Source organism: Holdemanella sp. DFI.5.55 (assembly GCF_020593575.1).
In the GTDB taxonomy this organism is placed as follows: Bacteria; Bacillota_I; Bacilli_A; order Erysipelotrichales; family Erysipelotrichaceae; genus Holdemanella; species Holdemanella hominis.
The window spans coordinates 1-12,177 of record NZ_JAJDMK010000067.1; the positions used below are offsets into that span (position 1 = coordinate 1).

The window sequence follows — 12,177 nt, forward strand, 5'->3', positions numbered from 1 at the left end:
CATGGAAAGACACAAAATTTTATGAATTAGGCTTGATTTTTATTATCTAATTTTTCTGGTATACAAAAAATTGTGAATTTGGTTTTCGAGTTGACAAATGTCATTTGGGTTGGGTAGAATTACTTATGAGTGAAAGAGGAGAGAGTAAAATGAATGATTCACAAAAAATGAAGTGGTACACACTTTCGTTTATGTGTTTTTCAACTCTATGGGGTTTTGGAAATGTTTTAAACGGATTTATGTACTTCAACGGAATTCAAGTCATCTTTTCTTGGATTTTGATGTTTGCGTTGTATTTTGTTCCTTATGCATTAATGGTAGGTGAACTTGGTTCTGCATTCAAAAATTCAGGTGGAGGTGTAAGTTCTTGGATTCACGAAACAACAGGTCCTAAAGCTGCATACTATGCGGGTTGGACTTATTGGGCATGTCACATTACGTACATTGCTTCTAAGGGTTCTGGTGGTTTGAAAGCATTAAGCTGGATGATTTTCCAAAACTCAGAAACTTATGCATCTTTTAACACAAAAGCTATTCAGTTTGCGACTTTAGCTGTTTTATTACTATTTAGTTATGTCGCAAGTCGTGGTTTAAACCCATTAAAGAAAATGGCTACAATTGCTGGGTCTAGTATGTTCGTTATGAGTATTCTTTATATCGTAATGATGTTTGCGGCTCCAGCTATCAATCCAAATGGTGGATATTTAGCTATGGATTTTAGTTTCAAAAACTTGATTCCAACTTTTGACTGGAAATATTTCAGTTCATTATCAATCTTAGTATTTGCGGTTGGTGGATGTGAAAAGATTTCACCTTATGTAAATAAAGTTGAAGATCCTTCTAGAGGCTTCCCTAAGAGTATGATTTTTGCGGCTATCATGGTTATCGTTTGTGCTATCTTTGGTACAATCGCAATGGGTATGATGTTTGATCCAGCTGTAATCGATGCTAACTTTGACTCATACAATGCGAATGGTTCATATTGGGCATTCCAAAGATTAGGTGAATACTATGGTATGGGTAATGTATTGATGATTGTTTATGCAGCTTGTAACTGTATTGGACAATTCTCTACATTAGTCATTAGTATTGATGCGCCTTTGCGAATGTTATTAGATAACGAAGATGCTCGTCAATTTATCCCAACTAAGTTATTGCACAAGAATGATGCAGGTGCATATTCAAATGGTATCATCATGGTCGATATTCTTGCCGGTGCAATTATCTTGGCTCAGGCTTTAGTTCCAAATGCAGATACAGTACTTCGTCAGTTGACTCAGTTAAACTCAGTAACAATGCCAATGCGTTACTTGTGGGTATTCTTTGCTTATGTGATGTTGCGTAAGAAAACAGATATTTTCCACCGTGACTATAAATTTGTGAACAACAACACAGTCGCAATCGTATTTGGTGCTTGGTGCTTTATATTAACGGGTGCTTGCTGCTTACTTGGTATGTATAAACCAGGGGATATGTATACTACAGTCTTAAATATTATCACTCCAGTTGTATTAACAGCTTTAGGATTGATTTTACCAGCAATCAAGAAAAAAGAGGCAAAAAATTAATTTTGCCTTTTCTTCTTATTTGTGGATAATTATAGTCGAGGAGATGTTTAATCATGAATACAATCGAAATTTCAAATGAATTAATTCAATTTATTGAATCAAGTCCTAGTATGTTTCATTCCATCAAAACGATTCGTACATATTTAGATGAGGCTGGATTCACGTATCTTCCTGAGTCTAAAGCTTGGGATGTTAAAGCGGGTGGAAAATATTATGCAATTCGTAACCACTCCAGTTTAATTGCGTTTAAGGTTGGTAATGATTTGGATTCTTATCATTTCCAAATGTGTGCAAGTCACTCGGATTCACCGACATACAAAGTTAAAAATGTGCCTGAGCTTGCCGGTCCAAATGAATATTTGCGTTTAGACGTTGAAGCTTATGGTGGTATGATTGACAACACTTGGTTTGATCGTCCATTAACCGTTGCGGGTCGTGTACTTGTTCGTAATGGTTCGAAGATTGAATCAAAATTATTATATATCGACAAAGATATCTTAATGATTCCAAATGTGGCTATTCACTTCAACCGTGAGATCAATAATGGTTATAAATACAATCGTCAAATTGATTTGTGCCCTATGTTTTCTTGTGGAGCTCTTAAGAAGGGCGCTTTTGACAAAATGGTTGCGGATGAGTTGGACGTTAAGGCTGAAGATATCTTAGGTAAAGACTTATTCTTAGTGAATCGTCAAAAAGGTTTAGTTTGGGGATTGGAAAATGAATTTGTTTCAAGTCCTAAATTGGATGACTTACAATGTGCATTCGTTTCATTAAAGGCATTTATTGAGGCTGAAAATGAAAAGAGTGTCAATGTATATTGTTGCTTCGATAATGAAGAAGTGGGTTCAAACACAAAACAGGGTGCGATGTCTACATTCTTGAAAGATGTATTACACCGTATCAATGCGGGTTTAGGAAAAACGGAGGATGAATATTATCAGGCTATCGCGAAGTCTTTCTTAGTAAGTTGTGATAATGCGCATGCTCTACATCCAAATCATGCAGAAAAGACAGATGCCGTAAACTTTGTCACAATGAATGGTGGTATTGTCATTAAGGAAAGTGCAAACCAGAAATATACAACAGACGCATTTAGTCGTGCTTTATTTACAGGTGTATGTCAGAATGTGAATGTGCCAGTACAAAGCTTTGCGAATCGTAGTGATGTAGTGGGTGGTTCTACTTTGGGTAACTTATCCAATACGCAGGTAAGTGTTCATGCGGTAGACTTTGGTTTGGCTCAGCTTGCGATGCATTCTTGTTTTGAAACTGCAGGTGTTAAGGATACTGAATATGCGATTGTCGCATTGAAGGAATTCTATGAAACAAATGTGCAGATTGAAGAAGCTGAATCTGTATGTCTAGAGAAGTAATCATTCAAAGAATAGAAAAGTCGGATTTAATCGATGCGAAAAAGGAATTGATGATTGATCTAGTGAATTCAAAAAAGGAAGATAATTTCGACAAGAAAGTGGATCGTTTGTATCGTCATTTTTCTAAGAGTTCTACGTTTAAAAAACATGCCGAAAAAATGGTGGTTCGTGATGATGAAAAGCTAAAGATTTGTAACATGATGCTTGTGATGAGTGTGACATTGACTTTGTTCTTTTTAAAGGCGGTATTGTTTTCGAGTTATGTTGTGAATTTTAGTGTGGATGCCATTGTCGGCTGTGCAGCACTTGTATTTTCATTGATCAATGTACGTACAAAGTATCGAACGCTTCAGCGGTATGATTTAGTTCGTGACTTTGTCTATTTGGATGTTTTATCTTTAATTTTATGTATATTATTTAAAATGTTCTTTCCTGTGCAAGTTGATTTTTCATTGATTATTTTATTGGTGGATTATTATTTGTGTAAGAAAAGATTTAAGGAAAAGGCATTTGAAAAATTAGAAGGGTAGGCTTGTGCCGGCCCTTTTTTCATTATTGAATTTAAAAAGAGAATCTTCTATTTTTGTTTCAAATATGGTATTATTGATTAGTAGTATGTAAAAGGAGACGTCGAATGAGTAAGAAAAGAGTTTATGCGGCTATCGAAATTGCTGATCAAGAGATTCGTCTTATCGTTTTAGAGATATTTGAAGCTCGTTACAACGTTTTAAGAACAGAAAGAGTTGCTTGTTCAGGTGTAGATAAAAATCAAAAGATTGTCGATGAAAGTGCTATTGTTACAGCCATTCGTCAAGCTATAACGAATGCACAGGCAGCTTTAGGATATCGAATTGAGCGTGTCTTATTGGCTGTTCCTAGTGTAAATGTAATGCGTAGCTCACAAAAGGTGCGTGTTCAGATTGAAGATGGTACAAAAAATATTCGTTTGTTCCATATTCAGCAAGGATTTAAAAACGCCATTCAAAAACGATTGAATGAAGATGTAGAATTTGTCAATGCGAATAAGGTGTCTTATGAAGTCAATGGACAAGTGAGTCAGAAACTTCCATTAAATCAGGAATGTGAAGATTTCATTATGGATGTAGATTTATTATATGCCGACAAGGAAACAATCTATTCGTATGCTCGTTGTGTGGAACAGGCAAATCTTGAAATCTTGGATTTATGTGTAGATTCATTTGCGATTGGTCAAGAAACTGCAGCTTTGGCACAGAGCACAGAAAGAGTTACAATCCAAATTGATTTGGAACAGAATCACTCTACTTTAGCTTTATTTAGTACAGGTCGTTTAATGACATGTACAACTTTGGATTATGGATACTTATGGTTCATTGAGGATATCCAAAGAAAATATAAGTTAAGTGATGATGTATGTTACAGATTATTGCAGAATATTTTCTCGGGTCAAGAAGATGAAAACAGTGATGTGATTGTTTATATTGAACAAAGAGAAGATATGCGTGTTGAGATTACGGCCAATGAATTAGCAAAGGCTTGTTTACCTCGTATTCGTCAATGGATTGCAGCTGTCAATGATGCATGTTTACCAATTGTTCGCCAAGGAAAATCAAGATATGTGATCACAGGACAAGGAAGTAACATTCCTGTATTGAAGGATTTAGATAAATCGTTCAATGCGAGCGCAATGATCTATCAAGAACAAGCTATTGGTGCAAGAGATGGTGCATTTGTGTGTGGCTTAGGTATGGCTTATGCATGGCAAGACATCAACCGTATTCACCATGATGACAGAATTAGTGCAAACAATAATGAATTAGAAGCGAGCATTGATTCTATTAATCACAAGGCGCATACTGGTGAAGGTGGATTTACGAAGAAGTTAAAGAATGCTATTTTAGCAGATGAAGAATAAAAAAGAGAGGAAAATATTATATGACTGAATTTAATCAAGTAGCAAATATTAAAGTATTTGGTGTTGGTGGTGGTGGATCCAACGCTGTTAACCGCATGGTTGCTGATGGTGTTAAGGGCGTTGATTTCTATATCTGCAACACAGATGTACAAGTTATGAAAAACTCTCCTTGCGATAACAAAATCGTTTTAGGAAAGGAAACAACTAAAGGTTTAGGTGCTGGTGGAAATCCAGAATATGGACGTAAAGCTGCTGAAGAAAGTGAAGGAGAAATCCGCGAATCTGTAAAAGGAAGCGACATGGTATTTATCACTGCTGGTATGGGTGGTGGAACTGGTACGGGTGCAGCTCCATTAATCGCTAAGATTGCTAAAGAAGAAGGTGCTTTAACAGTTGCCGTTGTAACTCGTCCATTCACTTTTGAAGGTCGTCGTCGTGCAAACAATGCTAAAGATGGTATTGAAGAATTAAAAAAATATGTTGACTCATTAATTATCGTTTCAAATGACAACTTATTAGATGTGATTGGTCGTAAACCAATCGAAGAAGCATTCCAAGCTGCAGACAACGTATTACGTCAAGGTGTTCAAACAATCTCTGACTTGATCGCTGTTCCAGCATTGGTAAACTTAGACTTTGCGGACGTTCGTAGCGTTATGCAAAATCAAGGTCGTGCATTGATCGGTATTGGTATGGCAGAAGGAGAAGACAAAGCTATCTCTGCTGCTGAAAAAGCTATCCAGTCACCATTATTGGAAGCACAAATCTCTGGTGCTAAATCAGCTATCGTAAACATCACTGGTGGCGACAAAGTTAGCTTATTTGATGCACAAAACGCTGTAGCTGTAATTCAAGATGCAGCTGGTGGAGATGTTGACTGTATTTTCGGTATCGCAATCAACGAACAATTAGGGGATGCGATCATCGTTACAGTTATCGCTACTGGATTTGAAGAACCAAAAGAAAAACAACGTAAAAGACGTAGTGAACCAGTAATTAAACAAGTTGCGAATGATACATTGTTCACAGAACCGAAAATCCAAGCGCCTGTTAACCCAGGTGTTGTAACTAGTGTTGAAAATAACACAAGTGATGATGAACAAATTCCTAACTTCTTCTTCAATCGTTAATAGACACATAAAGAGAGCTTAGTAAAAGCTCTCTTTCTTGTTAGTAGTAATCAATATTCGTTAATTGCTATGGTATTAACTGCAAAATCCATAGCGAGATAGGATAAAATATCTAAGAATCAAAATTTTGCAGAGTATTATTTATTAGGTACATTATTAAGTACGATTAGTATTTTAGTTATTTCATTAATATAATTGTTGAGCGAATCAAATCTTGCTCTTTTTTAATTAAGTCAAACATCTTAATTCGGTGTTAATTAAGTCATATAGCTTAATTAATCATTCATTACCGACAAAATAATGGCTGTAATTTAAAAAAAGTATAAAAAAAACAGAGAATTGTATCTCTGTAATAGGCATGGCTGGGGTACTTGGATTCGAACCAAGGAAATGTCAGATTCAGAGTCTGATGCCTTACCGCTTGGCTATACCCCAATGTGCCTATTTATAATACACGATTTGTGTCTTTTTGACAAGTGTTTTTTATGTAAAACGCTTGTTTTTTTGCGTTTTAGACAAGATAGGAAGTATCGTAAGGAAATGCTTGAAATTAATGTCTTTTTCACATTGGGTTGTCAAAATAATAGGTGAGAAGAAAAGAATATATAAATGGGAGGTGAAGGAATGAAAAAGAAGATTTATATATGTTTGAGTATTCTTATAGTATTTATTCTTTCTTTAAGTATTGTTCGTGCCAATACGATGGATACGTACGGAATGAGTTTAAAAGAAATGGAGATGATGGAGGAGTATAAAAAGGGAAATATCAATACGGATGAATTTATTGAATTACGAAAAGCTAAGGCAGGTGAGTATGGTTTATTAGATTATTGTGATTCCACTTATTTTTTAAGTGAAGACTTTTATGATAACTATTCGGATGCGTATTTGATCAAGAATGGCTTGATGATTTTAGATCGCTATAGTGCAGGATTTGAGACGACTGTAGATGTGATGGAATCTAGAGCGAGTAGTGTAGTAAGTATGAGTCATCATCGGTATGAAGAAAAGCCTGGTTACTATATTGCGAATGGAATATGGAAATTGTCGAATTCGCATGAAGCATTTTGTGCGCAGGGATTGAATGCATCTCCTGCAGTAGGAGATGTGACTTCCAATCCATATTTGGTTGAAAATGAGAACTTAAAGAAATGTTTGTACTATGGCTATAACGGCCCTGGGGACATATTAACATCTCGTTATGGCGTCAGTGGAGCAATTGTACTCACAAGTGAACTTGTGTCGAATGCTTATAGTTCAAATTGTATTAGTAAGGCGAGTAATGATGGGTATCACTGGAATAAAGTAGTGGGTGGTTTATGGAATGAAATCATCGCAAAGCCAAGTGTTAAAAATTATTCAACCTATTTAGTAGATGTAGCTGGGTCTGCCTATAACTGGCAAGGGGTGTTAACGCCAATTCAAAAGTTGGCATATGGTGTATATGTGCCTACAGGTTCAGTAAAGCTTTTAAAGGTCAGCTCAAAGAATGAGATCAATCAATCGAATGCATCCTATACATTTTCTGGAGCTCTTTATGGATTGTATAAAGATTCTGGGTGTAAAGAAAAGATTGGTGAATTTAAAATTGATGAAAATGGCAAGTCCAACGAGATTAAAGATTTAGATATTGGTACTTACTACATTAATGAAATACTAGCGCCGCATGGCTATCAAAAAGATACAACAATCTATACTGTTAAGGTTAAAGATCAAGCGGTTCAAGAAATTGAAGTGCGTGATGTTCCACAAACCAATCTTGTGGATTTAGTTTTGGTGAAACAAGATGCCCAAACAGGAAATAAAGCGCAGGGTATGGCCAGCTTAAAAGATGCAAAGTATGAATTTAAGTTTTATGGAGGTCTATATGATAAGGATCCAGCAAGTTTAGGTGTTTTACCAATACGCAGCTGGATATTAAAGACAGATAATACGGGCAAGATTCTGATGGAAGATTCGTATAAAGTAAGTGGTGATGCCTTCTATATGGATCTGAATGGAAAGATATGTTTACCATTAGGTACGATTACGGTTCAGGAAATCGATCCTCCACAGGGGTATTTATTGGATAGCACAGTATATGTACAAAAGTTAGATTGTACAAGTAGTACGTCTGAACATATTAGTGCATTTAAGACATTCAGTGTGAAAGATACAGTGAACCGTTTAAAGTTGATTAAAGTACAGGAGGGTACGCAAATTCCATTGCCAAATGTCATATTTAAGCATATAATGCCAAACTTACCTTTTCCTTTACAAGAAAAGACGAATGATAAGGGTGAAATTGAATGGATGGGTCTGACAAAAGGAAAACATACATTAACCGAGTTTAAGACTCTAGATGGGTATGCCCTGGATATTAAGTCTATTGAATTTGAAGTGTTGCGTGATGGAAGTATTTCTGGAGTGGATCCTGTCATTACATTTTCAAATAAGGTGAATCCTTTTGAATTGAAGATCGTAAAGAAAAACAACATGCATCAATTACTGGATGGTGCTGTATTTGGATTATTTAAAGATAGTGAGTGTAAAGAAAAAATTGATGAGAAGAGTACGGTTGATGGAGTTGTATCTTTTGCGGATTTAAAGAATGGTGAAACGTATTATTTAAAAGAAATAAAGGCGCCAAGTGGCTATCAAAAGATAGATCGTGTGTATTGCATAAAAACGGATTTTATACCGGTTAAAGGACAATATGATGTGTATATAGATCAAGAAAAAGTAGATGGCTTATATGCGGATGGAAGTGTGAACTTGGAGTTTGTGAATGAAAGAATGACAAAGCTTCCACATACAGGTTCTAGTATGAGTTTGGTGTGTGTGGTTGTAGGTGCCTATTTAATGTTGAGGAGAAATCATGAATAAAAGAAATTTAATTTATACAGGACTATTGATGTTGGCAATGGTCACAAGTCCAGTCAGCGCAAAAGAAACAAGTGTTTCAGTTGTGCATGGGACGGCAAATTTTAATGAGGGGAATGCGAGTATTGTGATTCAGGCAAATCAAAATCAATCCATGCAGGGTAAGTCGTTTAAGGTATATAAACTATTTGATGCGACAAATTCAAAGGACAATACTTCGATTCACTATACTTTAAATAGTGTGTATGCATCTAAAATCAAGGAGCTTGTATCAAGTAAGTTATCTAAAACGGTATCGGATCAAGATGTAGTGGAATATATGATGTCTTTAGATAACGAAGGAAGTCAAAGTGAATATCGTACCTTTATTGAATCGATTCAAAAGGCGATATCTTCTATGGAAGCTCATATTGTGAATGTAGAGAGTTGTGATGTGAATGGAAATATCACGTTGGATAAGTTGGGATATGGTTTCTATTTGATTGATGAAATTACCAATGTATCCAATAGTCATGCGGCAAGTTCTATGACGATGGTCAATACGGCAAATCCTAAGGCGACGATTCAAATTAAGTCGGATTATCCGAGTATTGTAAAGAAGATTTATGAAGATGACAACAATATAGGTTGGAATGATATGGGTGATTTTGAGATCATGCAGAACATTCCGTATAAGTATGAATCGAAAGTGCCGGATATGAGTGGATATGTTTCTTATTTTTTAGAGTTTGAGGATGAAATGGATCCAAGTTTATCTTTAAAAGAAGATAGTATACAAGTAAAGGTCAAGGATACTATTATTCCAGCTGATACATATAGTGTAACTAAATCTTCAAATGGATTTAAAGTTACATTCAATGATTTTAAAGGACTTGGTAGTCAAGGAGATCCAATCTTGTTTACGTATGATGCGTATTTAAATGATTTGTCAGCCACAAAGATTTCAAAAAAGGGTTTTGAAAATAAGGTACGATTAAATTTCTCAAATGATCCGCAAACGAATTCTAAAGGACAAACGCCTTGGGATAGTGTTGTGTGCTATACATATCAGGTGAAGGGTTTAAAGACAAATGAGAAGGATGTCAAACTTGAGGGGGCTACATTTAAGTTGTATCGTGATTCTAATTTGAGTGAGTTAGTAAAGGTAAAGAAAAGCACAAATGGATATGTAGTTTCAAATAGTGTAGATGAAGAGATTGTATCCAATGAAAAGGGTGAGTTTGTGATTCAAGGTTTGGATCAGGGAACGTATTATTTAAAGGAAATCCAGGCACCGGACGGATATACTTTATTAAAGGAAGCTATTGAGATTCAAATTACGCCTACATTTGTAGCGGATCGCAATAACTATACTTCGAATGGAGAGGGATTGGTTTCTCTATCGGCAACAAGTTTTAATACGCATTTAAATGCGAGTACGAATGATTTAAGCGTAGCTTTAAAAGTAGTGAATCAAACGAGTTCTAAATTACCAGTCACTGGATCTATGGGAACGATTGTCTGTGTACTAACGGGTGCTGGTATTATGGTGTATGTATGTAAGAAGAAAAGGGAAGAATAGGATTCTATTCTTTCTGGGTTTCTTGATTTGTGTATTGCCACTCATCTTAAATTTCTTCTTTCATCAAAGTGTAGAGAATGTCATTTCAAGTTTTTATTTAGAAGAAGAAAAAATGGATGAGGGCATATTGGAGTCGAGTTTTAATGCTGGGTTGAACTACAATCAAAACTTGTATTTGGGTAAAGAAAAAGAAGAGTATGAAACGATGTTGAATACTTTATCCTCAAATGTAATCGCAACCATCCAGATTCCAGTGATCGATGTAGACTTACCAATTTATCGTGGAACGAGTGATGAAGTATTAAATCGTGGGATTGGTCATTTTGACTTTACAAGTCTTCCTGTTGGCGGAAAGAATTCGCATTGTATATTAACAGGTCATAGAGGTCTTCCTAGTGCCAAGCTTTTTACGCGTTTGGATGAGTTAAAGAAGAAGGATTTGATCTATATACATGTGTGTAAAAAAGAATTGGTCTATGAGGTGGTGGATTCTATTGTGGTAGAACCGGAAGCTATCTTGGATATAGGTATTGAAAAGAATAGGGATTTGTTGAGTCTAGTGACTTGTACGCCGTATGGGATCAATACGAAAAGGTTGGTTGTAAGGGCCAAAAGAGTGTTTCCTAAAAAGAAAGAGAAAAAAGTGCGTAAATCGTATTCTTTTAGGGAATTGTGTTTTATTTTAATTCCAATAATTTGTGTAATGGTGGTGAAATGGTGAAGAAAATTGGTTTGATCATATTAATGATGATCGCATGTATTATGCCGATAAACGCAAACTCAATTAGTGTGGAGTTGCAGGATTCGGTAGATGAACTCTCGAAGGAGAATGTTGAGTTTAATGTTGTTCAAGTCGCAAAGCTTGTGGATGGCTTTTATGTATTGAATCAAGAATTTCAGGATTTAGATGTGGACTTCAATACGGAGTTATTGGCTGAAGAAGTGGAAGCAATTTGTACAAAATTAAGTGGGTATTCCATGGTTGGACAAACTCTTGTCACGGATGAAGAAGGTAAAGCTGTTCTTGAAGATGTAGAAGAAGGATTGTACTTTATTGATCCTGTCAATATTCATGAGTATGAAAGAATGAGTCCGATGTTAGTGAGTGTTCCTGAGTGGGATGGGGATACGTTAAATTGTGATGTGGTGTTGTATCCTAAGCATCGTCCGTTTGAGAAGTTGATTATTAAAAAGATTGATAAGGATTCTAAGGATGAAATCTTGGATTCTATCGAGTTTACAAGCTATAAGGATAAGGATTGTACAGAATCTTTAAAGACATTTAAAGGTAATGGTACTCTATCGATTTTAATGCGTGAAGATGCGATGTATTTAAAGGAGACAAAGGCTCCTAATGGGTATGAAAAATCGGATCAAGTCTTATTTGTGGAAGTCAAGGAGGATGAAATCTTTATTGATGGTAAAAAGGTAGAGAATCATGAGTTCTTGTTTGAGAATAAGAAGATTCATGTTCCAACAGGAATTGAATATCATGGTAATATTTATGTGACTTTAGGTTTAATTGCACTTGTGATTATTTTACATTTGATTAATAAGAAGTTAAGAAAGTAGGAGTTTTCCTACTTTCTTTTCTTGTGGTATGATGGGCATATGGAAAAAGGTCAATATGTATATATTTTAGAGTGTAGGGATTCTACATATTATACGGGATATACAACGGATGTAGATAAAAGATTAGAAACGCACAACTTGGGTAAGGGGGCAAAATATACGCGGTCTAGAAGGCCTTGTAAGCTTGTGTATGTAAGGGCTTGTGAGTCGAAGT

10 protein-coding genes and 1 tRNA gene are annotated in these 12,177 nt (G+C 35.6%); 10 read left to right on the top strand and 1 reads right to left on the bottom strand.

Translation table 11 applies throughout. The features are described 5' to 3' along the window. Positions 1-149: 149 nt before the first annotated feature. The 5 genes from LJE08_RS10975 (at position 150) to ftsZ (ending at position 5,968) form a co-directional block, all read left to right on the top strand. Positions 150-1,568 (top strand): amino acid permease, encoded by a 1,419-nt coding sequence (locus LJE08_RS10975; RefSeq protein ID WP_186999410.1) that lies wholly within the window; start codon positions 150-152, stop codon positions 1,566-1,568. Between the two features lie 53 nt (positions 1,569-1,621). Further along, complete coding sequence (locus LJE08_RS10980) at positions 1,622-2,944, top strand: M18 family aminopeptidase (protein ID WP_227403226.1); 1,323 nt, start codon at positions 1,622-1,624, stop codon at positions 2,942-2,944. After that, positions 2,929-3,474 carry a hypothetical protein gene (locus tag LJE08_RS10985; protein WP_217256662.1) on the top strand — a complete coding sequence of 182 codons (546 nt, stop codon included), beginning with the start codon at positions 2,929-2,931 and terminating at the stop codon, positions 3,472-3,474. Before LJE08_RS10980 ends, LJE08_RS10985 begins: the two co-directional genes overlap by 16 nt. Before the next feature lie 104 nt (positions 3,475-3,578). Continuing rightward, positions 3,579-4,838, top strand: a complete 1,260-nt coding sequence (locus tag LJE08_RS10990) for a hypothetical protein (protein WP_186999407.1) — start codon at positions 3,579-3,581, stop codon at positions 4,836-4,838. Between the two features lie 20 nt (positions 4,839-4,858). Next, positions 4,859-5,968, top strand: coding sequence for a cell division protein FtsZ (gene ftsZ, locus LJE08_RS10995; RefSeq protein ID WP_117571723.1), 1,110 nt, complete (start codon positions 4,859-4,861; stop codon positions 5,966-5,968). A 359-nt stretch (positions 5,969-6,327) separates the two neighbouring features. Here the strand turns inward: ftsZ and LJE08_RS11000 are convergent. After that, positions 6,328-6,403: transfer RNA gene (locus LJE08_RS11000), tRNA-Gln, on the bottom strand. A 189-nt stretch (positions 6,404-6,592) separates the two neighbouring features. Between LJE08_RS11000 and LJE08_RS11005 the strand changes: the two genes are divergently transcribed. From LJE08_RS11005 to LJE08_RS11025, 5 genes are all read left to right on the top strand, one after another. Then, positions 6,593-8,833 carry a SpaA isopeptide-forming pilin-related protein gene (locus LJE08_RS11005; protein ID WP_227403227.1) on the top strand — a complete coding sequence of 747 codons (2,241 nt, stop codon included), beginning with the start codon at positions 6,593-6,595 and terminating at the stop codon, positions 8,831-8,833. After that, positions 8,826-10,391: a SpaA isopeptide-forming pilin-related protein gene (locus LJE08_RS11010; RefSeq protein WP_227403228.1), complete on the top strand. Its 1,566-nt coding sequence runs from the start codon at positions 8,826-8,828 to the stop codon at positions 10,389-10,391. Before LJE08_RS11005 ends, LJE08_RS11010 begins: the two co-directional genes overlap by 8 nt. Then, positions 10,363-11,112: a class C sortase gene (locus tag LJE08_RS11015; RefSeq protein ID WP_217256660.1), complete on the top strand. Its 750-nt coding sequence runs from the start codon at positions 10,363-10,365 to the stop codon at positions 11,110-11,112. The genes LJE08_RS11010 and LJE08_RS11015 overlap by 29 nt, the downstream gene beginning before the upstream one ends. Then, complete coding sequence (locus tag LJE08_RS11020; RefSeq protein WP_227403229.1) at positions 11,106-11,963, top strand: SpaA isopeptide-forming pilin-related protein; 858 nt, start codon at positions 11,106-11,108, stop codon at positions 11,961-11,963. The genes LJE08_RS11015 and LJE08_RS11020 overlap by 7 nt, the downstream gene beginning before the upstream one ends. 39 nt (positions 11,964-12,002) lie before the next feature. Beyond that, positions 12,003-12,177 (top strand): GIY-YIG nuclease family protein (locus LJE08_RS11025; RefSeq protein WP_227403230.1); only part of this gene is annotated, 175 nt, incomplete at its 3' end.

Excerpts from the sequence above, each read along its gene's own strand:
- LJE08_RS10975 (WP_186999410.1), top strand. The coding sequence starts at position 150 with ATGAATGATTCACAAAAAATGAAGTGGTACACACTTTCGTTTATGTGT.
- LJE08_RS11015 (WP_217256660.1), top strand. The coding sequence starts at position 10,363 with ATGTATGTAAGAAGAAAAGGGAAGAATAGGATTCTATTCTTTCTGGGT.
- LJE08_RS10980 (WP_227403226.1), top strand. The coding sequence starts at position 1,622 with ATGAATACAATCGAAATTTCAAATGAATTAATTCAATTTATTGAATCA.
- LJE08_RS11005 (WP_227403227.1), top strand. The coding sequence starts at position 6,593 with ATGAAAAAGAAGATTTATATATGTTTGAGTATTCTTATAGTATTTATT.
- LJE08_RS10990 (WP_186999407.1), top strand. The coding sequence starts at position 3,579 with ATGAGTAAGAAAAGAGTTTATGCGGCTATCGAAATTGCTGATCAAGAG.
- LJE08_RS11020 (WP_227403229.1), top strand. The coding sequence starts at position 11,106 with ATGGTGAAGAAAATTGGTTTGATCATATTAATGATGATCGCATGTATT.
- LJE08_RS10985 (WP_217256662.1), top strand. The coding sequence starts at position 2,929 with ATGTCTAGAGAAGTAATCATTCAAAGAATAGAAAAGTCGGATTTAATC.
- ftsZ (WP_117571723.1), top strand. The coding sequence starts at position 4,859 with ATGACTGAATTTAATCAAGTAGCAAATATTAAAGTATTTGGTGTTGGT.
- LJE08_RS11010 (WP_227403228.1), top strand. The coding sequence starts at position 8,826 with ATGAATAAAAGAAATTTAATTTATACAGGACTATTGATGTTGGCAATG.